The following is a 25,926-nucleotide window of genomic DNA, read 5'->3' as shown; positions in this document are numbered from 1 at the left end:
CTTCCGCCGGGCGCGTCCGCGCCCGTCCCCCGGAAGGAACCACCATGCGCAAGACCACGGCGGTGGCGGCGGCCCTGTCCGTCGCCCTCACCGGCACGGCGGCCCACGCAGACGAACACGCCGACGGCACCCCCCTCGCCCCGCTCGGCACCTACTCCACCGGCGCCTTCGACCAGGCGGCCGCCGAGATCGTCGCCCACGACCCGCGCACCCAGCGCCTGTACGTGGTCAACGCCCTGGCCGCGACCGTCGAAGTCCTCGACATCTCCGACCCCGCCGCACCGGTCAAGCTCTTCGACCTGGTCGCCCCGGGCGTCCGGGCGGCCGACGGCTCCGTGGTGGAGGAGGGCGCGGTCGCCAACTCCGTCGCGGTCCACGGCGACACCGTCGCCGTCGCCGTGGAGGCCGCGGACAAGACCGACCCCGGTTGGGTGGTCTTCTACGACACCCGCGGCAACGCCCTCAACGCCGTGCGCGTGGGCGCCCTGCCCGACATGGCGACCTTCACCCCGGACGGGCGCCTCCTCCTGGTCGCCAACGAGGGCGAGCCGAACGACGACTACACGGTCGACCCCGAGGGCTCCGTCAGCATCGTCAAGGTGAACCGCCGCCCGGCCGCGGTCACCCAGCGGGACGTGCGCACCGCCGACTTCCGCGCCTGGGACGGCGACCGCGAGCTCCCCGAGGGGGTCCGGGTGTTCGGCCCGGACCTGTCGACCGGCGAGCCGGGCACCCCGGGCCGGGTCGCCCGCAGCCTGGAGCCCGAGTACATCGTCGCGGACACCGCCTACAGCGCCCACGTGGTGCTCCAGGAGGCCAACGCGTTCGCGGTGGTCGACCTGCGCACCGCCGAGGTCACGGACATCGTCCCGTTCGGCGTCAAGGACCACCTGGAGCCGGGCAACGAGCTGGACCCCTCCAACCGCGACGGCGGCATCGACCTGCGCGGGGTCCCGGTGTACGGCATGTACCAGCCCGACGGCTTCGACATGTACCGCCACCGGGGCCGCAGCCTCCTGGTCACCGCCAACGAGGGCGACGTCCGCGACTGGGACGGCTACTCGGAGGAGGCCCGCGTCAAGGACCTCGAACTGTGCGAGGACTCCCCGCGCCTGCGGCCCTACCTCGACGCCAACGGCCTCACCACCGCCGACCTCCAGCGCGACGAGGCCCTCGGCCGCCTGACGGTCTCGGCCGCCGAGGGCCTTCGCGAGGGGGCGGACTGCCACGACGAGCTGTACTCCTTCGGCGGCCGCTCCTTCTCGATCTTCACCACCGGCGGCGACCTGGTCTTCGACTCCGGCTCCGAGTTCGAGCGCGTCATCGCCGAGGAGAACCCGGACTTCTTCAACTCGAACCACACCGAGAACCAGTTCGACGGCCGCAGCGACGACAAGGGCCCCGAGCCCGAGGGCCTCACCCTCGGCGAGGCCGGCGGCCGCGTCTACGCCTTCATCGGCCTGGAGCGGGTCGGCGGCATCATGATCTACGACGTCACAGACCCGGCCGGCGCCTCCTTCGTGGACTACGTGAACAACCGCGACTTCTCCGCGGAGCCGGGCACCCCCGAGGCCCTGGACCTGGGACCCGAGGGCCTGACGTTCATCGCGGCCGAGGACTCGCCGATCCCCGGGACGCCGCTGCTGGCCGTCGCCAACGAGGTCTCCGGCACCACCACCCTCTTCCGGGTCGACCTCTGACCCGCCGGGTGCGGGCCCGGACGGGCCCGCACCCGGTCAGACCCCGCGGCACGGAACTCCTTACCGCGCTCGACGCCGAACACCGGAGGGGCGTCCCCGCCGGGAGGGGCGCTCCCGGGGACGGCGGTGGACCGCTCCGGCGCACCCGGCCGGGGAATCGCTCGAGCCCCCGCCGCCGCGCTCCGGCCGGAGCCGGTCAGGAATCGAGAAGCGCGGCCCGGAGCAGCGGGCCTAGTCTGACGCCATGGACCTGACGATTCACACCAGCTTCCTCCCGCACGAGGACCCGGACGCGTCCCTGGCCTTCTACCGCGACATCCTCGGCTTCGAGGTGCGCAGCGACGTCGGCCAGGGCCGGATGCGCTGGATCACCGTGGGACCCGCCGGCCAGCCCGACACGTCGATCCTCCTGGCGCCCCCGGCCGCCGATCCCGGGATCAGCGAGGACGAGCGCCGTACCATCGCGGAGATGATGGCCAAGGGCACCTACGGCTGGATCCTGCTGGCCACCCGGGACCTCGACGGCACCTTCGACAAGGTGCAGGCCCAGGACGCGGAGGTCGTCCAGGAGCCGACCGAGCAGCCGTACGGCGTGCGCGACTGCGCCTTCCGCGACCCCGCGGGCAACCTGGTCCGCGTCCAAGAGGTCCGCTGAGCCGGACACCGGCGGAAAGGAGCCCCCATGTGCCGTCCCGCCTGGGGCGACGCCCGGGCCGAGGCGCAGCGCCTGGCCGACCTCGCCCTGATGCGCCGCGTCCGGGACCGGATCGACCGGGAGTACGCGCAGCCGCTCAACGTCGAGGAGCTCGCCCGCGGCGCGCACATGTCCGCGGGCCACCTCAGCCGCAGCTTCCGGCAGGCCTACGGCGAGTCCCCGTACTCGTACCTGATGACGCGCCGCATCGAACGCGCGGCGGCCCTGCTGCGCCGCGGCGACCTCAGCGTCACCGAGGTCTGCTTCGTGGTCGGCTGCTCGTCGCTGGGAACCTTCAGCACCCGCTTCACCGAGCTGTTCGGCATGTCGCCCAGCGCCTACCGGACCGCGGCCGCCGACTCGGCGCAGGGGCTTCCGCAGTGCGTGGCCAAGCAGGTCACGCGGCCGGTCAGGCGCCGGACGGAGCCGCCCCCGGGGCCGCCGGCCACCTGAGGCCCGGCCGGCGCCGCGCCTTCGACCGACACGAACGACAGGCCCCTCCCCGAAGGGAGGGGCCCGACCCGGAACCGGGGAGAGAACCTTGACGAACACGCCGCCGCGCAGCCTCCGGGACAGGATCCGGGACACCCGGGCGAGGCTGGAGGGCGACATCGACCTCTGGCTCGCGACGGCGGGAGAGGACGGCGCCCACCTCCTCCCGCTCTCCTACCTGTGGGACGGCTCCGCGCTGCTGGTCTCCACGTCCCTCGCCTCGGTCACCGGCCGCAACCTGTCGGCCGGAGGCCGGGTGCGGGTCGGCCTCGGCCCCACCCGCGACGTCGTCATGATCGACGGCACCGTCGCACGGGCGGACCTCGCCGGCCTCCCGCCGGGAACGGGGGACGCGTTCGCGGAGCGGACCGGGTTCGACCCGCGCGAACTGGACGGATACGGGTACTTCCTGATCCGGCCGCACCGCGTCCAGGCCTGGCGCGAGGTGAACGAGATGCCGGGGCGCACGCTCATGCGCGACGGCCGCTGGCTCGACGACGCCCCGGCCCCCGCCGTCAGGACCGGGTGAACGCCTCCGCCCCGTCCTTCCACACCTGCCGCACCAGCGACGGCAGCAGCGCCAGCTGGTCGGCCTCGGTGAGCTCCCCGTCCAGCACGACCGCGTCGGCGGCGTACCCCGGCGCCAGCCGGCCGACCTCCGCCCCACGGATGAGCTCCCCGGCCACGGACGTGCTCGCCCGCAGCACGTCCACCAGGCCCATGCCCAGGTCGGCCAGCAGAGCGAGCTCCTGGAGGTTGGCCCCGTGCGGGCCCACCCCCGAGTCGGTGCCCATGGCGACCTTCACCCCGGCCGCGATCGCCTTGGCCACCGACTCCCGGTGCGTGTCCACCACCCGATGGGCCTTGTCGATGACGGCCTGGGACAACCCCGAACCCGGCTGCTGCGCGCGCTCGATCACCGCCAGCGGGGCGGCCAGCGTCGGCACGAGGTAGGCGTCCCGATCGAGGAAGAGCCCGATCGCCTCCTCGTCGAGGTAGATGCCGTGCTCGATGGAGCGAACCCCGGCCCGCAGGGCGCTCTTGATGCCCTCGCTGCCCTGCGCGTGCGCCATGACGTAGGTCCCCTGCGCCGCGGCCTCCTCCACGATCACGCGGATCTCGTCCTCGGTGAACTGGGAGTGCCGCGGGTCGTCCGCGGGTGAGAGCACCCCGCCCGTGGAGCAGATCTTGATCTGGTCGGCGCCCGCCCGCAGGATCGTGCGCACGGTCTTGCGGACCTCCTCGACGCCGTCGGCCACCCCCGAGGGGCGCCCGGGGTGCGGGGCCAGCATCGGTCCGTCGGCCCCCGACGGCAGCCGCGTGTCGCCGTGCCCGCCGGTCTGGCTCATGATCGTGACCGCGATCCGCAGCCGCGGCCCGGGGATGACACCCGACTCGACGGCGACCTTGGCCCCCAGGTCGGTGCCGCCCGCGTCGCGCACGGTCGTCACCCCGGCCTCCAGCGTGCGCTTCAGGTACGCGGCCGAGTTGTAGAACTGGAGCGAGAACGGTTCGGCGAACGCGTTGAGCGAGCCCGCGTGCTGTGTCGTCATGTGCACGTGGAGGTCGATGATGCCGGGCAGGACGGTGCTGCCGGTCGCGTCGACCGTGCGCGCGTCCGGGTACCGGGCGGCCAGGTCCGGGCCGACCTCGAGCACGGTGTCCCCGGCGAACGCGACGTCCGCCCGCGGCAGGAAGCCCTCTCCGTCGAACACGCGGGCTCCGGAGATGATCACGGTGGCTGGTGTGGACATGTCTCTCCCTGTGTTCCCGTCGCATCCGGGGGTCGCGCGCCCGTGTGCGACGGGGGTCACACGAACGGCGTGGACCCACGTTCTCGCACCGCCCCGCCGTGCGCGCGGCCAGGGGTGGCCCAAGGAGCCGCCGGACGACCGGTCAGGAATCGAGAAGCGCCGGGAGGGGGCCGGCTTCTAGCGTTGTGACCATGACGAACATCGCTTCCATCACCCTCGACGCGGCCGACACCGAGGCCGCCGACCGCTTCTACGCCACCGCCTTCGACCTGGGCGGTCTGGTCCGCACGCGCACCGCCGCCGAGCCCGCCTCGGGCTTCCGCGGGTTCACCCTGTCGCTGATCACGTCCCAGCCCGCCGACGTCGACGTCCTCTTCGAGTCCGCGCTCGCCGCGGGCGCCACGGTCCTCAAGCCCGCCGCCAAGTCGATGTGGGGATACGGCGGCATCGTCCAGGCCCCGGACGGGGCGATCTGGCAGCTGGCCACCTCCGCCAAGAAGAACACCGGGCCGGCCACCGGGAAGGTGGACGAGGTCGTGCTCCTGCTGGGGGTGGAGGACGTGGCCGCCACCAAGAAGTTCTACGCCGGCCGCGGCCTGACCGTGTCCAAGAGCTTCGGCCGCTCCTACGCGGAGTTCGCCACCGACCCGGGCTCGGTCAAGCTGTCGCTCTACCGGTGCCGCGCCCTCGCCAAGACCATCGGCGTCGACCCGCAGGGCAGCGGCCCGCACGGTCTGCTGATCGGCGGCGACATCGGCTCCTGCGCCGACCCGGACGGCTTCGCCTGGCAGGCCCCGGCCACGGCCGACGCCTCCTGACCGGCCCCCGGCCGCACCCGCCGAAGGGCCCGGTCGACGACCGGGCCCCGGCCCCCTTCGCCCCGAGCGCGGCGCCGGGCCCGGATGGCGGGGGTCACACGCATAAATGGCGCGAAGCCACTCCTGCACCGTGATAGAGTCGGAGACGTCGCCAGGGAGGACACGGTCCGCCAGGGCGACGACAACTGAACAACCTGCACTCGTAGCTCAATGGATAGAGCATCTGACTACGGATCAGAAGGTTGGGGGTTCGAATCCTCCCGAGTGCGCCACCATGAGACAGTGGAGAAGCCGCCCGACCTGGGAGACCAGGGCGGGCGGCTTCTTTTGTGCCGCCCCGCGCGAAGGCCCCGTCAGGGCCGCATCGCACGTTCACCGCCCACGGGCCGGACCGCGGGCATCCGCGTCCGGGCGGCGTCCACGGCTTCGGCGGCCCCGGCGACGCGAACGGCCGACGGGCGGACCTCACCCGCCCTCCCAGGCGCTGGAGAGGCGCCGCCGCCACCAGAGATCGGCACGCCACTGGCGGTCGTGGGCGAACGGGTCCGGCAGAGTCCTTCGGAGGTACAGGGCGTCCAAGGCGGCCACACGGCGCCCGAGTTCGGATCGGGCCCTGCGGGGCAGCTCCCGCATCACCGCGTCGAGGACGTCGCGGGCGTGCCTCACATCGTCGTAGGAGCAGCCGCGGCACGAACATAGGGCGTTCTGCGGATAGCGGGGGCGCCTTCCCGGCGGCGACGAGAACGCCCTGTAACGGCGCAGGGCACGGCTCGTGGCGCCGAGAAAGAGGTAGGGGTCCTTCGAGAGCCCTTCGCCCCGATGGATCAGAAGGCTGGTGCGGGCGGAGAGCCCGCGGATCCGTACCGGGGGAGGGTCTTCCCAGAAGCGGATCTCCGGCTGCCGTTCACGCAGCTTTCCCGGCCGTCTACGCGGCATCGGCCTTTCGGGGTGTGGTCATGGCCGCCATGGTGCCAGATCTCCCGGACCGGCGCCATGGCCGGGGAGGGGCGGTGCGCAGCCGGTGCACACGGTTCGGGACCGGGAACCAGTGGGCGGGGAGGACGCGATAGGCCGTGTATGAGCACCGAAACCGCGCCCGTGCAGGACCCCGCCCCCGAGCGGGCGGTCCCCCTTTGGGCCCTGCTCCTCCTGTCCGGGATGGGCGGCCTCATCATCGGCCTCGCCACCATGGTCGCCCAGGGCCTGCTGCCCGACGCCGTGGCGTGGCTCGGCAACTCCGCCGCGGTCTGGTCGGCCGCCGCGTTCGCCGCGGGGGCGGCCGGCGCCGCCGCCCGCCCGTGGGCGTGCGCCGTGGCCGGGCTGCTCACCCAGTGGGGGGCGGTGATCGGCTACTACGGATCCGCCTCGCTGCTGTGGCTGGGCGCCCAGGACCTTCACGCGCCGCTGGTGTGGATGGCCTGCGGCGCGCTGTCCGGGCCGGTGTTCGGGCTGGCCGGGGCCGTGTGGCGGAACCGGGACGGCTGGTGGCGGGCGGCCGCGGTGGGGCTGCTCGGCGCGGTCCTGGCCGCCGAGGGCGTCTTCAAGCTCGCGAACTGGGAGCACTTCACGCACATGCTCGGGACGGCCTGGTCCCAGGCACTGCTGGGTCTGGCCGTCCCCCTGCTGCTGGGCGGGAGCGGGTGGGCGGGCCGGGCGCGGGCGCTGGCGGTGTTCGCCGTCCTGGTCCCGCTCGGGCTCGGGTTCTTCATGCTGGTCGACCTCGCGCTCATGGCCTGACACCCGCCCCCGCCCCGGCTACGCCGAGGCCTCGGCCACCGACGCCTCCCAGACGGCGAGCGCCGCGTCGACCTGCTCGCCGTCGACGATGAGCGGCGGGATCATCCGCACCACGTTCCCCGCCGGACCGCAGGTCAGCAGCAGCAGCCCGTTGCGGACGGCGGCCTGCTGGGCACGCAGCGCCGCGGCGCCGTCGGGGCGGCCGTCGGTGGTGAACTCGCTGGCCAGCATCAGCCCCCGGCCGCGCACGTCGCCGATCAGCGGCGAGGCCGCCGCCACCTTCTCCAGGCCCTGGCGCAGCCGCTCGCCCATGCGGGCGGCGTTGTCCACCAGCCCCTCCTCCTCGATCACGTCGAGGGTGGCCAGCGCGGCGGCGCACGAGACGGCGTTGCCGCCGTAGGTCCCGCCCTGGGAGCCGGGCCAGGCCTTGGCCATGACCGCCTCGGGCGCGGCGATCGCCGACAGCGGGAACCCGCTGGCCAGGCCCTTGGCGGTGATGACGATGTCGGGGACGATCCCGGAGGGCTCGTGCCCCCAGAACGTCCCGGTGCGCCCGAACCCCGTCTGCACCTCGTCGACGACCAGCAGGAACCCGTGCGCGTCCGCGCGCTCGCGCAGCCCTTGGAGGAAGGCGTCGGGGGCGGGGACGTACCCGCCCTCGCCCAGGACCGGTTCGATGAACACCGCCGCGATGTCCTGCGGCGAGGTCACCGTGATGAGCAGCTCGTCGAACTCCCGCAGGGCGTACGCGACGGCGTCCGCCTCCGACATCCCCAGCCGGTAGGCGTAGGGGAAGGGGGCGACGACCACCCCGGGCACCAGCGGCCCGATGCCCGCGCGGATCTTGGTCCCGGAGGTGGTGAGCGACGCCGCGCCCATGGTCCGGCCGTGGAACGACCCCTGGAACACGACCGCGTTCTGGCGCCCGGTGGCCTGCCGGGCCAGCCGCAGCGCCGCCTCCACGGCCTCGCTCCCGGAATTGACGTAGAACAGCCGGTCGATCCCGGCGGGCAGCACCCCGCCCAGGCGCTCGGTGAGCTTCAGCAGCGGGCGGTGCAGCAGGGTCGTGTACTGGCCGTGGACGAGTGTGGCCACCTGCTCCTGCGCGGCGGCCACCACCCGGGGGTGGCAGTGGCCGGTGCTCGTGACGCCGATGCCGGCGGTGAAGTCGAGATAGCGGCGGCCGTCCTCGTCGTAGATGTGGGCGCCCTCGCCTCGTGCCGCGACCACCGGAGTGGCCTGCTTGAGGACAGGGGAGAGCTCCGCCATGCGATGCCTCGTTTCGTTGTCGCGCGGTTCCGTAGGATTGTCGACAATCGACACGGCTATGGAAACATCCGGCCGCGGCGGTGTCCAGGGGGCGCACGCCGGGCAGGTCTGACCCAACGGCACCGGGCCGGCGCACGGCCGCGGGGCCCGCACGATGGAGAACCGGGAGCTGTGAACATGTCGGATCGGGAAGCACGGGTCGTCGCACAGGTGGAGAAGCGCCTGTTCATCGGAGGGCGCTGGCGCGACGCCGCGTCCGGGGCGGCCTTCGAGGTGGAGGACCCCTCCACCCGGGAGGTGCTCTGCACCGTCGCGGACGCGGGCAAGGAGGACGCGCTGGCCGCGCTGGAGGCCGCGCACCGGGCCCAGCCGTCGTGGGCGCGCACGGCGCCGCGCGAACGCGGGGAGATCCTGCGCCGCGCCTACGAGCTGCTCATGGAGCGCCAGGAGGACCTGGCCGTCCTCATGACCCTGGAGATGGGCAAGCCCCTGGCCGAGGCGCGCGGCGAGATCGCCTACGCCGCCGAGTTCCTGCGCTGGTTCTCGGAGGAGGCGGTGCGCGTCGAGGGCGGGTTCGCCACCTCGCCCGACGGCAAGTCCCGGTTCCTGATCATGCGCCAGGCGGTCGGGCCGTGCATGCTCATCACCCCGTGGAACTTCCCGATGGCCATGGGCACCCGCAAGATCGGCCCGGCCGTCGCCGCGGGCTGCACCATGGTCCTCAAGCCCGCCCACCAGACGCCGCTGTCCGCGCTGGCCCTGGCGGGGATCCTCGCCGAGGCGGGGCTGCCCGAGGGCGTGCTGAGCGTCATCCCCACCACCGACCCGGGGGCGGTCACCGAGCCGCTGCTCAGCGACGGCCGCATCCGCAAGCTGTCGTTCACCGGCTCCACCGCCGTGGGCCGACGCCTGCTGGAGCAGAGCGCGGGCCAGGTGCTGCGCACCTCCATGGAGCTGGGCGGCAACGCGCCCTTCCTGGTGTTCGACGACGCCGACCTGGACGCGGCGGTGGACGGCGCGATGCTCGCCAAGATGCGCAACATCGGCGAGGCGTGCACGGCGGCCAACCGCATCTACGCCCAGGCGGGGATCGCCGAGGAGTTCTCCCGGAGGCTGAGCGAGCGCATGGGCGCCCTGCGCCTGGGGCGCGGCCTGGACGACGGGGTGGACGTGGGCCCGCTCATCGACGACAAGGCCCGCCAGAAGGTGCAGCACCTGGTGGACGACGCCGTCGAACGCGGCGCCACCGTCCTGGTGGGCGGCGGTCCGGGCGACGGCCCGGGCCACTTCTACCGGCCGACGGTGCTGGCGAACGTGCCGTTCGCCAGCGAGCTGTCCACCACGGAGATCTTCGGTCCGGTCGCCCCGGTGCTCACCTTCGAGACCGAGGAGGAGGCGCTGCACGCCGCCAACGACACCGAGTTCGGCCTGGTCAGCTACCTCTACACCCGCGACCTCAACCGGGCGCTGCGGGTGAGCGAGGCCCTGGAGACCGGCATGGTCGGCCTCAATCAGGGCGTGGTCTCCAACCCGGCCGCCCCGTTCGGCGGCGTCAAGCACTCCGGCCTGGGCCGCGAGGGCGGCCGCGTCGGCATCGACGAGTTCCTCGACACCAAGTACGTGGGGATCGGCGGCCTCTGAACGCGCGGGGGATCTTCGCCCGTGGAGAGTTGTACAACTTCTTGTACAATTCATTCATGAGCGCGAAGATCCCCACCGTCCTCGGAGTCGCCGAGGCCCGCACCCGCCTGCCGGAACTCCTCGCCGAGCTGTCCGCGGACCCCGGGCACGAGCCGATCGTGGTCGGCGCCTACCGCAGACCGCAGGGCGTGCTCATCTCTCCGGCCGAGTACGAGCGCCTCACGGCCCTCGACGCCGCCGACCGCCTGCGCCGCGCGGAGGCGTCCGGCGGCGCCGACCGTTCCTAGGGGGCGGGCGGGGCGCCGTTGTTGATGCGGGCGACGGTGTCGGTCATGTGGGTCTCGATGAGGTGCAGCAGCCGCTCCTCGGCGCCGTCGGCGATGGCGTCGAGGAGGCGCCGGTGCTCCTCCAGCAGCTCGGCGGGCTCGGGGTAGACCTCCTGCATCACGGTGAGGCACATCCGGGTCTCCACCAGCAGGGTCTGCGCCATCCGCTCCAGGCGGCCGTTGCCGGAACAGCTCACCAGGGTCCGGTGGAACTCCTGGTCGGCGTCGCTCATGGCGCGCCGGTCGCCGGTGGCGGCGGCCTCGGCCAGGCGCTGCACCGCCGGGGTGAGCCGGGCGACGGCCTCGCCCCGGTTGCCGCGCATGATCAGCTCGCAGGCGGTGCGCTCCACGGCCAGCCGCGCCACGTAGATGTCGCGCACGTCGTCCGGGGTCAGCTCGCGCACGAACAGCCCGCGGTGGCGCTCGCTGCGCAGCAGGCCCTCCTGGACGAGCCGCTGCATGGCCTCGCGCAGGGGGCCGCGGCTCACCCCCAGCCTCCCGGCCAGGTCGGCCTCGCCGAGCTGGTCCCCCGGGGCGAGCGAGCCGTACATGATCGCCGAGCGCAGCTGCTCGGCGATGAGTTCGGCGGTGGACCTGCGGGGAACGGGGGTGAGTTGACCGTGGGCGGGCATGTTCCGCCTCCTTTTCGATGTTCTCGCCGACCTCCGGGCACGCGGATCGCCCGGGGATCAGACCTGCGGCAGCATACTCGCGACCTCGGCGGCCCCGGTACGGAAGAGCCGCCCCGGACCGTTCGCCCGCGGCCGGGCGTCGCCGGCCAGGCGCAGCCCCTCCCAGACGCTCACCTGGTTGGCCGTGAGCACGGTCTTGCCGAGCAGGGCCTCCAGCGGCTCGATCAGGTGCGCGCTGTGCAGGGCGGTGTCCGGGACGAGCACGGCCCCCGCGCGCGGGTGGTCGTTGGAGATGACGAAGTCGACGACCTCGTCCGGGTCGAGGTGGGCGACCTCCGCGGCGGTGGCGATGCCGTGGCTGGCCAGGGACACCACCTCGACCCCCGCCGCGGCGAGGAAGCCGACGAACCGGCCGGCCACGTCCTCGGGGTACGTGGCCGCGACCGCCACCCGGGACACCCGCAGCCCGACGAGGGCGTGCACGAAGGCCCACGAGGTGCTCGACGCCGGCGTCCCCGCCGCCCGCCGGACCCACTCGACCTGGCGGAGCGACCCCTCCGGGCCGTACACGAAGCTCCCGCTGGTGCAGGCCCAGACGGTGGCGTCCACCCCCAGCGCCGCCGCCTCCCGGGCGCCCTCGGCCAGTACGTCCTCGCCGCCGATGTCGAGCAGCGCGTCCACGCGGTGGGCGTCCTCGCGCATCAGGGTGTGCACCACGGGCAGCTCGACGCCGCCGCCGAGCAGGCCCTCGTAGGCCTTGTAGTCGCTCTCCGCGCTGTGCCCCGGGTAGAGGAATCCGACGCGGGTCATGGTGTCCTCCTCACTGTGGCCTCCCGCCACGGGTTCATGCGGCGCTGGGCGCCGCGGTCTCGGCCAGGCTCTGCCCGAGAGCCACCGGGCGCCGCCCCACGGCGCGCAGCAGCGCCCACATGGTCACCTGGTTGGCCGTGACCACCGGTTTGCCCAGCTCCCTCTCCAGGGGGGCGATGATGTCGTAGGTGAGCACGTTGGTGCAGCTCACGAAGACCGCCTGCGCCTCCGGCCGGTCGGCCTCGTGGACCGCGCGGGCGATCACGTCGTACGCGACCCGCCAGATGTGCTCCAGCAGCCCCAGGCCCACGCTGGAGGTCACACCGACGCCGTGCTCCCCCAGGTAGCCCAGGAGGCGGTCGGTCACCTCGTCGACGTAGGGCGTGACGACGGCGACGCGCTCGGCGCCCAGGAGGGCCAGCGCCTCGATCAGCGCGCCGGAGGTGGTGACCGCGGCGGGCGCGCCGGCCTCGGCCATGGTCCGGCGCAGCTCCCTCTCGCCCGCGGCGCCGTGGACGAAGCTCCCGGAGGCGCACATGTAGCCGACCGCCGAGGGCTCGGGGGTGAGCAGCGCGCGGACGGCGGGCGTGACGCCCTCCGGCAGGCACAGGGCCGCCGCCTGGTCCACGGTCACCGGGACGTGGACGTAGGGCAGGCGCGTCATGTGCAGGGACACGTCGTCGGGCGTCCACCGCCACAGCTCGCGGTCGAGCGCGAAATCGTAGGGCGCCACGATCCCCACCCCGGTCTGCAGCGGGGTCGGGCGTTCGGCCGCCGGTCCGTCGAAGGGCTCCTGGACGAGCATCGGTCGCTCACCTCCTCGGTTCTTCCTGTCGTGGCCCGCCGCGCGGGTGCCGTCAGCGGTCCAGTCGTTCGTAGACGAGGCGTTCGCCGACGCTGCCGGAGCGCCAGACGTCGTCGCACGCCTTCGCCATGGCGGGGAGGTTCTCCACGACGGTGGCGAACACGTTGCCTGGCACCCACCCGACGTCCCCGTTGAGCAGCAGGTTGTTGCGGCCGTAGAAGAGGGCGAGGTCGATGACCCCGGGCAGGTGGCCGATCCCCTTGTCCTCCTTGAAGGCGCGGTCGAGCATGCCCCCGTCGAAGGAGAAGTAGACGACGTCGCCGGGGATCGGTGTGACCGTGGGGTTCTCCAGGCCGGGTTCGACCTCGGCGAACCTCGGCACCATCGTGTAGACCTCGTTGCGCGCGTACTTGGCGTGCTGGACGGCGTCGCCCTGGGGCAGCGCCTCCCACACCGCCTCGCAGGTGCGCGGCGCGTCCTGTTCGAGGAGTTCCGCGACACAGGACACCCCGCGGAGGGGCAGGGTGATGCTCATGTACCTGGGCACTGGGGTTCGGGGTCCCTTCGGTGGCGGCCGGGCGACGGGGTCGGGACCGGCGGGACGGTGTCCGGGCACCCGGGGATCCTCCGGGTTGTTGATTGTCGACAATCTTACGATCCAGGGCTCTCCCGATACAAGAAGGAGGTCGGGGCGGGATCGGGGCGTCCGGATCGTCGGAGGGGCACCGGTTTGTCGATTGTTGACAATCCCACGTCCGCTTTCTAGCGTGGCCCGTGCGGGGACCGCCGTGGGCCCCGCCAGCGTTTCCCTGACGCCGACCGGAGAGCGCGAGGCCCGTGAACAGTGCCGCCCCTTCCCCACCCGACAGCCCCCGGCTGCTGATCCTGCACGGCGACGACCTGCCGCCGGGTCGGGAGCGGATCGACGGGCACCCGGGCCTGGGCGAGGTCGTGTACGCCACCGCCGACGACTTCTCCGCCAAGCTGCCGGGCACGCACTTCCTGCTGGTCTGGGACCTGTTCTCCGAGGCCCTGGCCGCCGCCTGGCCCAAGGCCGACTCCCTGGCCCGGGTCCACGCGGCCACCGCCGGGGTCGACAACCTCATGTTCCCCGGCCTGGTCGAGTCCGACGTGGTGGTCACCAACTCGCGCGGGGTCTTCGAGCAGCCCATCGCCGAATACGTCCTGGGCCTGGTCATCGCCTTCGCCAAGGACCTCCCCCGGACCCTGGAGTACCAGCGCGAACGCCGCTGGGAGCACCGCGAGACCGAGCGGGTGGCGGGCTCGCGCGCCCTCATCGTCGGCACCGGCCCCATCGCCCGCGCCACCGCCCGCCTGCTCACCGCCGTGGGCGTGCGGGTGCGGGCCTCGGGCAGCCGCGCCCGCACCGGGGACCCCGACTTCGGCGACGTGGTGCTCTCCAGCACCGCCGAGCGCGGACCGCAGGGGGAGCCGACCCTGTTCGGCGAGCTCCCCGCGGCCGACCACGTGATCGTCGCCGCCCCGCTCACCGACGCGACCCGCGGCCTGGTCGACCGCACCTTCCTGCACCTGATGAAGCCGACCGCCCGGCTCATCAACGTGGCGCGCGGCCCCGTCGTCGACCAGTCGGACCTGGTCGTCGCCCTGGACTCCGGCGTCATCGCGGGGGCCGCGCTGGACGTGTTCGAGCGCGAGCCCCTCAAGGCCATCGACCCGTTGTGGGGACTGCCGGGCTCGGTGGTCTCCCCGCACATGGCGGGGGACGTGATCGGTTGGCGCGAGGCGCTGGTCGACCTGTTCCTGGACGAACTCTCCCGTTACCTCGACGGGCGCGAACCGCGCAACGTCGTCGACAAGCGCCGGGGCTACGTACCCGGCTGAGCCCCTACCGGGAGGCCGAAGTGACGATCCGTTCCGACTCGACCGCCGCGGCCGCATCGGCGCCCGTCGGCGCCCGGGCGCACACCGGTCCGGTGGCCGACCCGTCCGCCGCGTCCGCCGAGGACCTCCTGGCCGCCTACGCCGCCGGGGACGCCTCCCCGGTGGAGGCGGTCGAGGCGGCCCTGGCCCGCATCGACCGCACCGAACCCGTCCTCAACGCCTTCTGCCTGGTCCTGGCGGAGGAGGCCCGCGCCGCCGCCCGGGAGTCCGCGGCCCGCTGGGAGCGCGGGGAGCCCCTGGGGCCGCTCGACGGGGTGCCGGTCGCCGTCAAGGACGTCCACCTGCTGCGCGGCCACCCCACCCTCAAGGGCTCCCTGACCTCCCCGCGCTCCGGCGCCTGGGACGAGGACTCCCCGGCGGTGGCCCGGCTGCGGGAGGCCGGCGCGGTCTTCGTCGGCAAGACCACCACACCCGAGCTGGCCTGGAAGGCCGTCACCGACTCCCCGCTCACCGGGGTCACCCGCAACCCGTGGGACCCGGCGACCACACCGGGCGGGTCCAGCGGCGGCTCGGCCGCCGCGGTGGCCGCGGGCGCGGTCCCCATGGCCACCGGCACCGACGGCGGCGGCTCCATCCGCATCCCCGCCGCGTTCAGCGGGATCGTCGGGATCAAGCCCACCTGGGGGCTGGTCCCGCACTTCCCCGCCAGCCCCTTCGGCTCGCTGGCGCACACCGGGCCGATGACCCGCACCGTCGGCGACACCGCGCTCATGCTGGAGACCATGGCCCGCCCGGACCCCCGCGACTGGGCGGCGCTGGCCCCGCCGGAGCCGGGCCTGGCCGACGTGCGCCTGCGCACCGACCCCGAGGACCTGGTGCGCGGGCTGCGCGTCGCGCTCTCCCCGACCCTGGGCGGGCTCGCCGTGGACCCGGAGGTGTCGGCGGCCGTCGCGGCCGCCGCCGACACCCTGGCCGACCTGGGCGCGCACGTGACGGAGGCCGACCCCGGCCTGCCCGACGCCCGGCCGGAGTTCCACGTGCTGTGGTACTCGGGCGCGGCCAAGGCCACCGAACACGTCACCGGTGCCGACCGCGACCTGTTCGACCCGGGCCTGGCGGAGATCATCGAGGAGGGGCTGGCCTACTCGGCGCAGGACTACCTGACGGCGATGGCGCTGCGGATGGAGATGGGCGCCCGGATGGGCCGCTTCCACGCCGAGTACGACCTGCTGCTCACCCCGGCGGCGCCGTTCGGGGCGTTCGAGGCGGGGCGGGAGTGCCCGCCGGGTCTGGCGGGGGAGCGGTGGACGGTGTGGGCGGGGTTCAGCCACCCGTTCAACATGACCCAGCAGCCGGCGGCGAGCGTGCCGTGCGGGTTCACCTCGGCGGGGCTGCCGGTGGGGCTCCAGGTGGTGGGCCCCCGCCATGCCGACGCCCGGGTGCTGGCGGCCTGCCGGGCCCTGGAACTGGCGGGGGACCGCCGCTGAACGCGGCCCCGGAGGCGGGCGATCTCAGAGTTTTCGCCCGCAACTTGGGTGATATGTCCGCATACAGGACCTTTGTTGGGCGAGTTCTGTGTCATATGGCCCCCGCGCGCCCCCTCGCACGTACTACCGTCTATGCCGGAGACGTGTCCGAGGCGCGGCGACGCAGGGATGGCACAGGGATGAGGATGAGCGGCATGTCGGGCGGTGGCGGCGGGGGCGTTCACAAGCCCATCAGGGTGTTCCTGGTGGACGACCACGAGGTGGTCCGGCGCGGGGTCGCCGCGCTCCTGGAGACCGAGGACGACATGACCGTCGTCGGCGAGGCGGGCACGGCCGAACAGGCGCTGGCCCGCATCCCGGTCGTGGTCCCCGACGTCGCGGTCCTGGACGTGCGCCTGCCCGGCGGGTCCGGAGTCCAGGTGTGCCGGGAGATCCGCTCCGACCACCCCGAGATCGCCTGCCTCATGCTCACCTCGTTCGCCGACGAGGACGCCCTGTACGACGCCGTCATGGCCGGGGCCGCCGGCTACGTGCTCAAGCAGATCCACGGAGCCGACCTGGTGGGGGCCGTGCGCACCGTCGCCTCCGGCGGGTCGCTGCTCGACTCCGGCAGCACCGGGGCCATGATGGAGCGCCTGCGCGGCGCCCAGGCCGAGCCCGACCCGCTGGCCGAGCTGACCCCGCAGGAGCGCCAGATCCTCGACCTCATCGGCGAGGGCATGACCAACCGCCAGATCGGCGAGCGCCTCTACCTGGCGGAGAAGACCGTCAAGAACTACGTGTCGGCCCTGCTGTCCAAGCTCGACCTCAAGCGCCGCACCCAGGCGGCGGTTCTGGTCGCCGAGCTCCGCGGGCGCCGCTACTAGGCCGTGCTTCGGTGGGCCCCGCGGCATCGCGGCCCGCCCGTAGCCCGCCACCGCCCTCAAAGGGCGGCCTGCGGTCGCAGCCCGGCCGCCCTGCTCGGTGTCCTTCGAGGGCGGGAACCCCCGGCCCCGCGTCGACATCCCCGCCCGTCGAGCGGCGGAAGGTCCTCAACGGACGGCCTGCGGCCACGGGCTTCTCGCGAAGACGCCTCCTCCGGGCCTCCGGAACCCCGCCGGGCGCCTCACGCGCCCCCGGCGGCACAGGAGGGCGTTCGAAGAACAGGGCTTGGTCCCGCCGACGCAGTGCGGCCCGGCCCGACGGCGCGCCTCACTGGAAGGTGTCGAACGGCGGCGTCCCGTCGTCGGGCACCGGCACCTTCCAGGTGAGCACCGTGCCGCCGGTCCGCGCACGCCGCGCGGAGAACCCGCCGCCCAGGGCCCGGGCCCGGTCGTCCATGTTGCGCAGCCCGCTGCGCCGCCCCTCCTCGGGCAGGCCCACGCCGTTGTCGGTGACGGTCAGCGTCAGGGTGGTGGGCCGACCGGTCGTCGCCGTCTCCTCCACCGCCACCGACACGTGCACCTCCGAGGCGCGGGCGTGCCGGGCCACGTTGCTCAGCGCCTCGCCGAGCACGGCCAGCAGCTGCTCGCCGACCTCGTCGGGGACCGAGGCGTCGATCGGGCCGTCCAGGCTCACCCCCGGGTGGCAGCCCAGGCTGTGGGCGGTGTTCTCGGCCAGCTTGAGGATGCGCCCGCGCAGCGAGGTGTCCTGGCGGCTGGGCGGGTTCTGCAGCGCGAAGATCGTCGAGCGGATCTCCCTGATGGTGGAGTCCAGCTCGTCGATGGTGCGCTGCACCCGCTCGGCCGCCTCCTGGGAGGGGATCAGCCGCATCGTGCTCATCAGCGTCATCGCCGACGCGAACAGCCGCTGGATGACCACGTCGTGCAGGTCCTTGGCGATCCGGTCGCGCTCCTCCAGCACCACCAGGCGCTCGGTGTCGTGCCGGGCCTCGGCCAGCTCCAGCGCTATGCCCGCCTGGACGGAGAACGAGTGCAGCATCCGCCGGATCGCCGAGGGGAACGGCGCCCGCTCCGACAGCTTGCCCAGCAGCAGCACGCCCCGGGTGTTGCCCGGGGTGCCCAGCGGCACCAGCAGCCCCGGGCCGTAGCCGCGGTGGGTGAGCATCGGGCAGTTGGCCTGGCCCAGGTCGGGGATGCCCATCGGCTCGCCCGACTCGTACACCTGGCCGCAGACCGAGTCGTGGATCTCCACCGGGGTGCCCAGGATCTCCTGCGCGACGGGGCCGTCCGCTATCTCGGCGAACAGGTGTCCCCGGGCGCGCGGGTCCGGGAGCAGCACCACCGCGGTGTCGGCGCCGCCGATCTCGCGGGCCTGCCCGGCCAGGTAGGCCAGGACGTCGTCGGCGGTCGCACCCGACAGCAGCCGCGTGGTGATCTCGGTGGAGGCGGCCAGCCAGCGTTCGCGCAGCCGCGCCTCCTCGTACAGGCGCGCGTTCTCGATGGCGACCCCGGCGGCCGTGGCCAGGGCGGTCACCACCGCCTCGTCCTCCTCGTCGAACTCGCCGCCGTCGGACTTCTCGGTGAGGTAGAGGTTGCCGAACACCTCGTCGCGCACCTGGATCGGCACCCCGAGGAAGGTGGTCATCTGCGGGTGCCCCTCGGGGAACCCGCCGAAGTCGGGGTGGTCGCGCAGGTCCGCCAGCCGCAGCGCGGTGCGCCCGAACAGCGGGGCCGACAGGACCCCCTTGCCGTGCGGGAACCGGGAGATGCGTTCGGCCTGCTCGCGGGTGACCCCCACGGGGATGAACTCGCTGAAGCCGCCGTCCTCGTCGACGACCCCCAGGCCGGCGTACCGGGCGCCGACCAGCTGGGCGGCCATCTCGGTGAGCCTGCGCAGCACGGTCGCCAGGTCGAGGTCGCCCCCGATGGTCAGCACCGCCTGGAGCAGGGAACGCGTCCGGGCCTGGTCGGACATGCCGTGGCGCAGGCCGGGCACGTCGGTGAGGAGGTCTTCGAGGGAGTCGGGGAACAGCCGGGGGCTCTGGGGGAGCTCGGTCATGTGTCGGTCAACCTCCGCAGAGCCGGTCGGGCGGTCTCGCAATGCGCGCTTTTCCTCGGGCCTATATAGGTGAATTGTCGTTGTTTTTTTCCGGATTTGCTACATCTGCGGGAGGAGAGGGGATCCCACCTGGGCGGGAATTCTCGCGGAAACGCTCCGTGGTCTCTCCGTTGCATGCTAACGTCGCTCTCGTTCGGCGCAGGGGCGATCGCGATGATCCCCGCGCCACACCCCTGATCGGCCCCGCCCTGCGCGGCGCCTCCCGCACCGGCGGCCCCGCCCCGGTCGCGGCCGAACCCCCCGGTCCACGGCGGAAGGAACCCCGGTGTCCACAGTCCACGGTAATGCGAGCGCCGACGGCGCCCGTACCGCCGTGTGCTCCGCACCGGTCCGCCGCGCACTGATGCTCGCCGCCCTCGTGGCCGGCGCGCTGTGCGCCCTGTGGCTGGCCGGGGCCGCCCCGGCCGGGGCGGCGGAGAAGCCGGGCGCCGACATCGCGGTGCCCGCCGGGACGCTCGACCCCGACGCCGCGGTCACCGACCTGGGCGCGCCTCTGGCCGACACCGTCGCGACCGTGGGCACCGGCGTCGACCGGGCCCGCCAGGCGCTGGAGGAGCCCGCCGCCGAGCAGGCCCCCACCGCCCCCGAGGACGTGGCCCGCCACCTCGACGAGACCGTGCGGCAGGTCGTCACCGCCCCCGTGGTGGAGGCGGCACCGCTGCCCGAGCCGTCCGAGACCGTTCTGCCCGAGCCCGCCCGGGGCACCGAGCGGCCCCGCGAGGACGCCCCGCGCCAGCGGGACGCCGCCGAGGCCGCTCCGGCGGAGCCCGCCGTGTCCGTGACGGGCACTCCGGCGGTCGCCCCGGCCGCGGCGGAGCGTTCCGCCGCCGAAGCGGGGTCCGCCGCCGACACCGAGACCGCGGTCGCCCCGGCGCCCACGGCCTCGGGCACCACCGCCTCCCCGACGGCCCCCTCGGGGTCCGCCGCCCAGGGAGGCGCGCTCATCGCGGGCTACCTGTCCGCCCCCGGGGCCCCGTCCCCGGCGCCCGGCCTGTTCGAGGCCGCCCGGCACGTCCTGCGCTCGGTTCCGGCCGAGGACGCCGACGAGCCCACCTTCTCGCCCGACTAGCGCGGCATTCCCGGTCGCACGCCGACCGCTCTCCTGGCACACCCTTCCCAGCGGCGGAACGCCCCGTTCCCGTACTCGCGAGTGATCGCTTCCGCACCCTCTGGGAGTTGATGTGAGCCGCGCGCCCGAACGCGCGGTTCACATCAGCCGACGGCCCGCCAGGTCGCCCGCTGAGAAACCGAGCACCTCCCTCCTGGCCAGGGGAGTGGCTCACCGATCGAGAGACAGACCACGCGCCGCGCAACGCGGCCACCCCGGAAGGACTCCCATGAACACCACCGCCCGCACTTCAGCCAAGACCCTGCTCGTGGCAGCCGGCGCGGCGGGATTCATCGCCTTCGGCTACGGGTTCTCCTGGGCCGACACCCTCGGCGGTGTGACCGACGGCCTCCCCCTGAACGACCTGGGCGGTCAGGTGCCCGCGACCCTCACCGAGGGCATCGGCTCCCCGGTCGGCGACCTGGCCAGCGTGCAGCCCGGCACGATCTCCGCGACCCCCGACGTGCAGCACAACTCCGCCCCCACCGGCGGGCTCACCGACGGCCTGCCCGTCGAGGCCCCGCTGGACCTGGACGGCAACAGCACCGACGTGGGCCTGGACACGCTCACCGGCGCCCTGCCGGTGGACGCCCCGACCGTCCCGCAGAACGGCGCCCTCGACCCGGTCACCGGAGCCGTCGGCGGGCTGGGCCTGCTGGACGCGGTCGGCCTGGGCACCGGCGGCACCCTGCCGCTGAGCCACTCCGCGCAGAGCCCGCTGCCCCTGGAGGAGACGGTCGCGCAGGTCGAGGGCGCCGTGACCGAGCTGGGGGCCCACGAGGCCGCCGCCGGGCTGACCGAGCTGGACGCGGCCTCCCTCGGCGAGGCCGTCCCCATGAACGGCCCGGTGATGCCGGTCAACGGACAGAACACCGACATCAGCGGCGGTGCCGCGGGCGTCGTCTCCGACCTGGTGCTGGGTGAGTCCGCCACCACCCTGCCGCAGACCGCGCCGGTGGACTCCCTGCCCGAGCTGCCCGAAGCGCCGGTGACCCTGCCCGCCGAGGACCTGGCCCCCCTGCCCCTGCCCGCCGACGTGGCCCGGCAGAGCGCCCCCGTCGACTCCCTGCCGGAACTGCCGGTGGACCTGCCCGCCGAGGTGCTGCCGCAGACCGCGGCCACCGACTCCCTGCCCGAGCTGCCCGAACTGCCCGTGGCCCTGCCCTCGGTCGAGGACGTGACCTCGACCCTGCCCGCCACCGACTCCGTCGGCGGCGACCTGGTCGGCGTCGACGGCCTGCCCACCGTCGGCGAGCCCACCGTGGACGGCGCCCCGATCGGCGCCCTCGCCTAAAGCCCCACCGGGAAGCGCGCCCGCAGGTCGTGGCGGGCGCGCGGCACCCGGGGCGGCGGCGGGGCCGGTCCGCGCGGCGGCACCGAAGGACTGTGGGGGTTCCTCGGCGCACGCGGCACGCGGAGGCCTCCGCCGCCCCGGGCGCACCGCGGCCCCGGACACCGACGGGTGTCCGGGGCCGCTCTCTGTTCCGTACCGGTGCGCGGCTTCCCTAGTACGCCTCCTCGCCGGTGCCGAAGCCCAGGCCGTCCGCGCACGGGTTCGAGGTGGCGTCGCGCCCCTCGCCGGGGCGGGCCGCGTGCGGTTCGGGTGACGGCGAGTCGCCGGGGGAGTCGACCGCGCTCGGCGAGGCGCCCGGCGGCTCCGCCGGGACGGCCGCCTCGTCGGCCGCCATCAGCGGCGGCAGCGGGCGGTCCTCGCGCACCGCGGTGAACAGCTCCTCGGCCCGGTCCTCGTGCCAGAGGATGCGGTTGGGGTCGAAGGGCGCCTGGTACCAGGGGACGGTGTGGAACTCGATGTCGCTCAGGTCCACGTCGGACAGCGACACCGCGATCGACAGCATCCGGTCCAGCGTCAGCCGGCTGTCGGTGGCGCTGTGCGTGGTCACCGCGGTCAGCATGCCGTGCAGTTTCCGCGGGTCGGACAGCACCTCGCCCCGCATGGCCTGGTCGGCCAGGGCTGCCATGAACATCTGCTGCCGGTCGATGCGGCCGATGTCGCCGCCGTCGCCGATCTCGTAGCGGGCGCGGACGAACGACAGCGCCTGGTCGCCGGTGAGCGTCTGCTGCCCGGCGGGGATGTCGAGCTTGGAGCGCTCGTCCTTCATCGGCTCGGGGATGCAGATGTCCACCCCGCCGATGGCGTCCACCACGTCGCGGAAGCTCATGAAGCTCAGGTGCACGAAGTGGTCGATGCGGACGTCGGTGAGCGACTCGATGGTGCGCACCACACAGGGCGGTCCACCGTGGTACATGGCGGCGTTGATCATGCCGAAGTAGCCGTGGGTGCCCTCGGCGGTCCCGTAGGGGTCGCACTGGGGCAGGTCCACCAGGGAGTCCCGGGGGAAGCTGATCACCGAGACCCGGTTGTCGGGCGAGATGTGCGCCAGCATGATCGAGTCCGAGCGCTCGCCCTCGAACTCGGTGGTGTAGGCGGTGCTGCCCTCCTCGTAGCCGTCGGAGCCCATGAAGAGGATGTTGACCGCGTCGCTGATCTTCTCGGGGCGCTCGCCCTCGTCGAGGGCCGCCTCCAGGTCGTGCTGGACCATCCCCGAACGCAGCGAGTGGTAGTAGCCGTAGGCGGTGGCGATCCCGGCGGTCAGCAGGACGGCCAGACAGGCGGCCGTCCAGACGACGACCCGCCGCAGCCTCCGGCGCCCTCCGCCCCCGGCGGCGCCCGCCCCTCCTCCGGCTCCGCCGCCGGTTCCGCCTCCGCCCGCTCCGGAGCCCGCTCCCGCGGAGTCGTCCCCGCCTGCTCCGGAGTCCGCTCCCGGGGGATCGTCCCCGTTCGTCGCGGAGGCACCGTCCGTACCGCCGGCGTCGTCGCCGTCGGCCGGATCGTCGCCCCCGTCCGTCCCGGACCCCTCCGGGCCGGCCGTCGCCTCGGCGACGGCGGGGCCCCCGCCCGGGCCGCCCGCGGCGGCTCCGGCGGCCGCGACCGCGACGGCGGTCCGCGCCTGCCGGGCGGGCGGGGCGGACACGGTCGCCGGTACGGGCGCCGTGTTGATGATCAGGGGCGCGGAACGGGTCGGTGCGACGGCGTTGACCAGGGCCATCACGTCGTCGTCCTCCGGCGCGGTCGGCTCCTCGCGGCCGACGCGCTCCAGGCGGCCGGAACGGCCGATGCGCCAGGCCGGTTCGGCGCGCTGCCCGGCGGCGCCCGCGTCCTGCCCGTTCGTGTGCTCCGAACCCGTCTCGGGGCTCGGCTCCGGTGTGGTGTCCGCTCCGGTTTCGGTGGCGGCGTTCTCGTCAGCGGTCATCGTGCAATCTCGGTGAGTTCGGACGGCGGGACGTGCCAACGGTCGGACACCGACCCGGAGGAACGGGTCACGGGTCCGTGTTCGTGGGACGGCGGAGGTCGCGCGCGGTGTGGATACGGGAAGCCGTGGGGCGGGGCGTCGTGGCGTGCGGCGTCCCGGGGGGACGGGGGTGTGCGGCACGGAGGGCACGGACGACGGGGGATCCCGCGTGTGGTGGAGATCCTAGGTGAAGTTCCCGCGGAGTGCGCGCTCGACATGTCCGAGCACGGGGCTGGTGACCACAATTGCGCCGCACAATTCCTTCGCCGGTGTGCGCCGCCGGTCGGCGCGCGCATGTCCGACTTTCTCACCGGTGCCCGTAAAAAACACTTCTGACCCGCCGCCCTGACCAAGCCTTGGTCCGGGGCGACGGGCCACCAGGGTTTCCGTCGGGGTCAGTCGTCCCAGAAGGCGCTGTCCTCCTTGGCGGGCGCCTCCTCCGTCTTGGCCCCGGCCTTGGCGGTGCTCCGCCCCGTCGCCTTGGTGGTCTTGCGCGCCGCGGTCCCGCCGGAGGCCTTGCTCCCGGTGTGCCGGGGCCGTGCGGTGACCTGGCTCTTGGTGATGGGCTCGGCCGGGGCGGCCGGCGGGCGCGGCTTGTCCCCGGAGCGGATGCTCAGCGCCTCCTCCTCCACGCGGAGCATCTGCTTGACCTCGCCGGGCACCTCCGGCAGCCGCTCCGAACGCAGGTGGGCGCCGAGCACCTCCAGGGCGTGCTCGCACAGCAGGCGGCGGGCGCGGTCGGCCCTGACCCCGCTCAGCTCCTCGAGCTCGGGCATCGCCCGCTCGCGCAGCAGCCGCAGCACGGCGGCCAGCCGCTCGCGGGTCTTGCGGTCGGTCATCGACATGACCGTGATCTCGGCCTCCGTCAGGAAGCCGTCGGCGGAGTCGGCGGAGTCGCGCTCGCCGATGAACACGCTGGTGAGCCTGCGGGCCGAGGCCCGGGACGCCTCGCGGACGTCGTTCCGGCGCAGCAGACGGGCCTGGAGGCCGGTCACGGCGACGCTGGCGGCCAGGCTGATCGCGGCGCCGATCAGGATCAGGACGATCGGGTTCTCTAGGGCGTCTGGCACGGTTCGGATGACCTTTCCGGGCGGGGGTCCGCACGGTGGGAGCCGGGGGGTGTGCGGGGCGGGGGTCAGGTGGTGGGTGACTATTCGGTACGAAGGGGGTGCTTGTCAAGTGCGCCGAGGGCACGCGACGCGCCCGCGACGGCGTCGTCGCAGGTGGTTCGGGAGGGTTGTTCCCCCTTGTAGGAGATCTATCCGGCGAGGTACTTGTTCACGGCCTCGGGGGACAGGATCTCCTCGGCGACCATGGCGGCGCAGCCGCGCACGCCCGCCTCGTCCCACAGGGTGCTGGCCACCACCCGCAGCTGCCGGGTGGCCAGCGCGGTGCACCGCTGGAACACCATCTCGCGCACGCCCGCGACCAGGTGGTCGTAGGCCTCGGACAGGTCGCCGCCGAGCACGACGACCTCGGGGTTGAGCAGGTTGACGGCACCGGCCAGGGCCTCGCCCAGCCGCCGCCCGGCCCCGCGGACGAGGGTGACGGCGACGGGGTCCCCGGCGGCCGCCAGGGCCACCAGCTCCTTGAGCCCGGAGACCTCCCGGCCCTCCTCCGCGGCGAGTTCGAGCAGCCGGGGCCCGCCCGCGACGGCCTCCAGGCAGTCGGTGTTGCCGCACCGGCAGGGCAGCCCCTGCCCGTCGCGCACGGGGATGTGGCCGATCTCCCCGGCCGCCCCGAGGGACCCGCGCAGCAGCCTGCCGCCGGAGATCAGCCCGGCCCCGATGCCGGTGGACACCTTGACGAACACCATGTCGGAGGGGTGCCCGTGCCCGCCCGCCAGGTGCTCGCCCAGGGCCATCACGTTCACGTCGTTGTCGACCATGACGGGGACGGGGAAGCGCTCGGAGATCAGCGGGGCCAGCGGTACGCCCGCCCACTTCCCGAGCAGGGGGCGGTCGTCGGCGCGGCCGGCGTGGAACTCGACGGTGCCGGGCAGGCCGATGCCCGCGCCGCGTACCTCGCGGGGGTCGCGGCCCAGGGAGGTGAGCTGGTCGGCCCAGGTCTCGAGCAGCCAGGGGACGGTGGTCTCGGGGCCGGAGGCGATGTCGGGGGAGCCGGGGGTGCGCACGAGGATCTCACCGGCCAGGTCGCAGACGGCGGCCTGGCTGCGCGCCATGCCCAGCGCGGCGGTGAGCAGGAGCCCGCTGTCGGCGTTGAACTCCAGCAGCGACGGGGGGCGTCCGCCGGTGGAGGCGGTGCCGCTGCCCTCGACGACCAGGCCGCTGTCGATGAGCTCGGTCAGGCGCAGGGCCACGGAGGGGCGGGAGAGCCCGGTCGCGCGGGAGAGTTCGGACCGGTTGGTCGCCGCACCGGTGCGGATGAGCTCCAGGATGTGGCCGCTCGTGGTGGCAGCGGAGGACAGGCGTCCCGGGGTTCTGGCCATATCTCATTCAACCACTCGGTCAGGTTTCCG

24 protein-coding genes and 1 tRNA gene are annotated in these 25,926 nt (G+C 73.9%); 14 read left to right on the top strand and 11 right to left on the bottom strand.

What is annotated here, in order from left to right:
* Positions 1 to 44: 44 nt before the first annotated feature.
* The 4 genes from K1J57_RS08505 to K1J57_RS08490 all read left to right on the top strand — a co-directional run bounded on the left by K1J57_RS08505 (position 45) and on the right by K1J57_RS08490 (position 3,415).
* A complete protein-coding gene (locus K1J57_RS08505) occupies positions 45 to 1,700 on the top strand; it encodes a choice-of-anchor I family protein (protein ID WP_220563905.1) in 1,656 nt (551 codons plus the stop codon).
* A gap of 244 nt (positions 1,701 to 1,944) precedes the next feature.
* The gene (locus K1J57_RS08500; protein ID WP_220563904.1) at positions 1,945 to 2,355 is read left to right on the top strand and encodes a VOC family protein; all 411 of its coding nucleotides are present in this window, start codon (positions 1,945 to 1,947) and stop codon (positions 2,353 to 2,355) included.
* A gap of 27 nt (positions 2,356 to 2,382) precedes the next feature.
* Positions 2,383 to 2,847, top strand: a complete 465-nt coding sequence (locus tag K1J57_RS08495; protein ID WP_220563903.1) for a helix-turn-helix transcriptional regulator — start codon at positions 2,383 to 2,385, stop codon at positions 2,845 to 2,847.
* A gap of 88 nt (positions 2,848 to 2,935) precedes the next feature.
* The gene (locus K1J57_RS08490; RefSeq protein WP_220563902.1) at positions 2,936 to 3,415 is read left to right on the top strand and encodes a pyridoxamine 5'-phosphate oxidase family protein; all 480 of its coding nucleotides are present in this window, start codon (positions 2,936 to 2,938) and stop codon (positions 3,413 to 3,415) included.
* Here the strand turns inward: K1J57_RS08490 and K1J57_RS08485 are convergent.
* The gene (locus K1J57_RS08485) at positions 3,402 to 4,640 is read right to left on the bottom strand and encodes an amidohydrolase family protein (protein ID WP_220563901.1); all 1,239 of its coding nucleotides are present in this window, start codon (positions 4,638 to 4,640) and stop codon (positions 3,402 to 3,404) included. The two genes, K1J57_RS08490 and K1J57_RS08485, sit on opposite strands and share 14 nt — an antisense overlap.
* Positions 4,641 to 4,831: 191 nt before the next feature.
* On the opposite strand from K1J57_RS08485, the gene K1J57_RS08480 reads away from it, so the two are divergent.
* Positions 4,832 to 5,458, top strand: coding sequence for a glyoxalase (locus K1J57_RS08480; RefSeq protein WP_220563900.1), 627 nt, complete (start codon positions 4,832 to 4,834; stop codon positions 5,456 to 5,458).
* 196 nt (positions 5,459 to 5,654) lie between these two features.
* A tRNA-Arg gene (locus K1J57_RS08475) sits at positions 5,655 to 5,730 on the top strand.
* 193 nt (positions 5,731 to 5,923) lie between these two features.
* Here the strand turns inward: K1J57_RS08475 and K1J57_RS08470 are convergent.
* On the bottom strand, positions 5,924 to 6,124 hold the full coding sequence (locus K1J57_RS08470) for a hypothetical protein (RefSeq protein ID WP_220563899.1): 201 nt from the start codon (positions 6,122 to 6,124) through the stop codon (positions 5,924 to 5,926).
* Positions 6,125 to 6,535: 411 nt separating this feature from the next.
* Between K1J57_RS08470 and K1J57_RS08465 the strand changes: the two genes are divergently transcribed.
* Entirely contained in the window at positions 6,536 to 7,195 is a 660-nt protein-coding gene (locus K1J57_RS08465; protein WP_220563898.1) for a DUF6518 family protein, read from the top strand.
* 18 nt (positions 7,196 to 7,213) lie between these two features.
* Here the strand turns inward: K1J57_RS08465 and K1J57_RS08460 are convergent, their stop codons facing one another.
* Positions 7,214 to 8,464, bottom strand: coding sequence for an aspartate aminotransferase family protein (locus K1J57_RS08460; protein ID WP_220563897.1), 1,251 nt, complete (start codon positions 8,462 to 8,464; stop codon positions 7,214 to 7,216).
* A gap of 177 nt (positions 8,465 to 8,641) precedes the next feature.
* On the opposite strand from K1J57_RS08460, the gene K1J57_RS08455 reads away from it, so the two are divergent.
* Both K1J57_RS08455 and K1J57_RS08450 read left to right on the top strand, forming a co-directional pair.
* A complete protein-coding gene (locus K1J57_RS08455) occupies positions 8,642 to 10,105 on the top strand; it encodes an NAD-dependent succinate-semialdehyde dehydrogenase (protein ID WP_220563896.1) in 1,464 nt (487 codons plus the stop codon).
* 56 nt (positions 10,106 to 10,161) lie between these two features.
* A complete protein-coding gene (locus K1J57_RS08450) occupies positions 10,162 to 10,392 on the top strand; it encodes a type II toxin-antitoxin system Phd/YefM family antitoxin (protein ID WP_220563895.1) in 231 nt (76 codons plus the stop codon).
* Here the strand turns inward: K1J57_RS08450 and K1J57_RS08445 are convergent.
* The 4 genes from K1J57_RS08445 to K1J57_RS08430 are packed head-to-tail and all read right to left on the bottom strand — an operon-like array spanning position 10,389 to position 13,213.
* Complete coding sequence (locus tag K1J57_RS08445) at positions 10,389 to 11,063, bottom strand: GntR family transcriptional regulator (RefSeq protein ID WP_220563894.1); 675 nt, start codon at positions 11,061 to 11,063, stop codon at positions 10,389 to 10,391. The two genes, K1J57_RS08450 and K1J57_RS08445, sit on opposite strands and share 4 nt — an antisense overlap.
* A 57-nt stretch (positions 11,064 to 11,120) precedes the next feature.
* On the bottom strand, positions 11,121 to 11,873 hold the full coding sequence (locus K1J57_RS08440) for a maleate cis-trans isomerase (protein WP_220563893.1): 753 nt from the start codon (positions 11,871 to 11,873) through the stop codon (positions 11,121 to 11,123).
* 34 nt (positions 11,874 to 11,907) lie between these two features.
* A complete protein-coding gene (locus K1J57_RS08435; RefSeq protein ID WP_220563892.1) occupies positions 11,908 to 12,678 on the bottom strand; it encodes an Asp/Glu racemase in 771 nt (256 codons plus the stop codon).
* A 52-nt stretch (positions 12,679 to 12,730) separates the two neighbouring features.
* Complete coding sequence (locus K1J57_RS08430; RefSeq protein ID WP_220563891.1) at positions 12,731 to 13,213, bottom strand: DUF3830 family protein; 483 nt, start codon at positions 13,211 to 13,213, stop codon at positions 12,731 to 12,733.
* A 302-nt stretch (positions 13,214 to 13,515) separates the two neighbouring features.
* Between K1J57_RS08430 and K1J57_RS08425 the strand changes: the two genes are divergently transcribed.
* From K1J57_RS08425 to K1J57_RS08415, 3 genes are all read left to right on the top strand, one after another.
* The gene (locus K1J57_RS08425) at positions 13,516 to 14,541 is read left to right on the top strand and encodes a D-2-hydroxyacid dehydrogenase (protein WP_220563890.1); all 1,026 of its coding nucleotides are present in this window, start codon (positions 13,516 to 13,518) and stop codon (positions 14,539 to 14,541) included.
* Between the two features lie 20 nt (positions 14,542 to 14,561).
* On the top strand, positions 14,562 to 16,028 hold the full coding sequence (locus K1J57_RS08420) for an amidase (protein WP_370634623.1): 1,467 nt from the start codon (positions 14,562 to 14,564) through the stop codon (positions 16,026 to 16,028).
* 194 nt (positions 16,029 to 16,222) lie between these two features.
* Positions 16,223 to 16,894, top strand: a complete 672-nt coding sequence (locus K1J57_RS08415; protein WP_220565410.1) for a response regulator transcription factor — start codon at positions 16,223 to 16,225, stop codon at positions 16,892 to 16,894.
* Positions 16,895 to 17,219: 325 nt separating this feature from the next.
* Here K1J57_RS08415 and K1J57_RS08410 read toward each other — a convergent pair whose 3' ends face one another.
* On the bottom strand, positions 17,220 to 18,968 hold the full coding sequence (locus K1J57_RS08410; RefSeq protein ID WP_220563889.1) for a GAF domain-containing sensor histidine kinase: 1,749 nt from the start codon (positions 18,966 to 18,968) through the stop codon (positions 17,220 to 17,222).
* Positions 18,969 to 19,293: 325 nt separating this feature from the next.
* Here K1J57_RS08410 and K1J57_RS08405 point away from each other — a divergent pair, with 325 nt between their 5' ends.
* Together K1J57_RS08405 and K1J57_RS08400 are read left to right on the top strand one after the other, a co-directional pair.
* Positions 19,294 to 20,097: a hypothetical protein gene (locus K1J57_RS08405; protein ID WP_220563888.1), complete on the top strand. Its 804-nt coding sequence runs from the start codon at positions 19,294 to 19,296 to the stop codon at positions 20,095 to 20,097.
* A gap of 268 nt (positions 20,098 to 20,365) precedes the next feature.
* Positions 20,366 to 21,430 carry a hypothetical protein gene (locus tag K1J57_RS08400; RefSeq protein ID WP_220563887.1) on the top strand — a complete coding sequence of 355 codons (1,065 nt, stop codon included), beginning with the start codon at positions 20,366 to 20,368 and terminating at the stop codon, positions 21,428 to 21,430.
* 211 nt (positions 21,431 to 21,641) lie between these two features.
* On the opposite strand, the gene K1J57_RS08395 is transcribed toward K1J57_RS08400, so the two are convergent.
* From K1J57_RS08395 to K1J57_RS08385, 3 genes are all read right to left on the bottom strand, one after another.
* Positions 21,642 to 23,408, bottom strand: coding sequence for an LCP family protein (locus K1J57_RS08395; protein ID WP_220563886.1), 1,767 nt, complete (start codon positions 23,406 to 23,408; stop codon positions 21,642 to 21,644).
* A 434-nt stretch (positions 23,409 to 23,842) separates the two neighbouring features.
* Entirely contained in the window at positions 23,843 to 24,517 is a 675-nt protein-coding gene (locus tag K1J57_RS08390) for a hypothetical protein (RefSeq protein WP_220563885.1), read from the bottom strand.
* A 188-nt stretch (positions 24,518 to 24,705) separates the two neighbouring features.
* On the bottom strand, positions 24,706 to 25,896 hold the full coding sequence (locus K1J57_RS08385; protein WP_220563884.1) for an ROK family transcriptional regulator: 1,191 nt from the start codon (positions 25,894 to 25,896) through the stop codon (positions 24,706 to 24,708).
* Positions 25,897 to 25,926 lie beyond the last annotated feature (30 nt).

Origin of the sequence: Nocardiopsis sp. MT53 (assembly GCF_019598965.1) — a bacterium.
Classification (GTDB): domain Bacteria; phylum Actinomycetota; class Actinomycetes; order Streptosporangiales; family Streptosporangiaceae; genus Nocardiopsis; species Nocardiopsis changdeensis.
This window is presented reverse-complemented; position numbering and strand designations above follow the sequence as displayed.

What these genes read in the sequence shown, in the direction of transcription:
- K1J57_RS08440 (WP_220563893.1), bottom strand. Translation starts at nt 11,873, where the DNA reads ATGACCCGCGTCGGATTCCTCTACCCGGGGCACAGCGCGGAGAGCGAC.
- K1J57_RS08500 (WP_220563904.1), top strand. Translation starts at nt 1,945, where the DNA reads ATGGACCTGACGATTCACACCAGCTTCCTCCCGCACGAGGACCCGGAC.
- K1J57_RS08400 (WP_220563887.1), top strand. Translation starts at nt 20,366, where the DNA reads ATGAACACCACCGCCCGCACTTCAGCCAAGACCCTGCTCGTGGCAGCC.
- K1J57_RS08455 (WP_220563896.1), top strand. Translation starts at nt 8,642, where the DNA reads ATGTCGGATCGGGAAGCACGGGTCGTCGCACAGGTGGAGAAGCGCCTG.
- K1J57_RS08480 (WP_220563900.1), top strand. Translation starts at nt 4,832, where the DNA reads ATGACGAACATCGCTTCCATCACCCTCGACGCGGCCGACACCGAGGCC.
- K1J57_RS08495 (WP_220563903.1), top strand. Translation starts at nt 2,383, where the DNA reads ATGTGCCGTCCCGCCTGGGGCGACGCCCGGGCCGAGGCGCAGCGCCTG.
- K1J57_RS08505 (WP_220563905.1), top strand. Translation starts at nt 45, where the DNA reads ATGCGCAAGACCACGGCGGTGGCGGCGGCCCTGTCCGTCGCCCTCACC.
- K1J57_RS08485 (WP_220563901.1), bottom strand. Translation starts at nt 4,640, where the DNA reads ATGTCCACACCAGCCACCGTGATCATCTCCGGAGCCCGCGTGTTCGAC.
- K1J57_RS08450 (WP_220563895.1), top strand. Translation starts at nt 10,162, where the DNA reads ATGAGCGCGAAGATCCCCACCGTCCTCGGAGTCGCCGAGGCCCGCACC.
- K1J57_RS08445 (WP_220563894.1), bottom strand. Translation starts at nt 11,063, where the DNA reads ATGCCCGCCCACGGTCAACTCACCCCCGTTCCCCGCAGGTCCACCGCC.
- K1J57_RS08465 (WP_220563898.1), top strand. Translation starts at nt 6,536, where the DNA reads ATGAGCACCGAAACCGCGCCCGTGCAGGACCCCGCCCCCGAGCGGGCG.
- K1J57_RS08435 (WP_220563892.1), bottom strand. Translation starts at nt 12,678, where the DNA reads ATGCTCGTCCAGGAGCCCTTCGACGGACCGGCGGCCGAACGCCCGACC.
- K1J57_RS08430 (WP_220563891.1), bottom strand. Translation starts at nt 13,213, where the DNA reads ATGAGCATCACCCTGCCCCTCCGCGGGGTGTCCTGTGTCGCGGAACTC.
- K1J57_RS08410 (WP_220563889.1), bottom strand. Translation starts at nt 18,968, where the DNA reads ATGACCGAGCTCCCCCAGAGCCCCCGGCTGTTCCCCGACTCCCTCGAA.
- K1J57_RS08395 (WP_220563886.1), bottom strand. Translation starts at nt 23,408, where the DNA reads ATGACCGCTGACGAGAACGCCGCCACCGAAACCGGAGCGGACACCACA.
- K1J57_RS08385 (WP_220563884.1), bottom strand. Translation starts at nt 25,896, where the DNA reads ATGGCCAGAACCCCGGGACGCCTGTCCTCCGCTGCCACCACGAGCGGC.
- K1J57_RS08460 (WP_220563897.1), bottom strand. Translation starts at nt 8,464, where the DNA reads ATGGCGGAGCTCTCCCCTGTCCTCAAGCAGGCCACTCCGGTGGTCGCG.
- K1J57_RS08415 (WP_220565410.1), top strand. Translation starts at nt 16,223, where the DNA reads ATGTCGGGCGGTGGCGGCGGGGGCGTTCACAAGCCCATCAGGGTGTTC.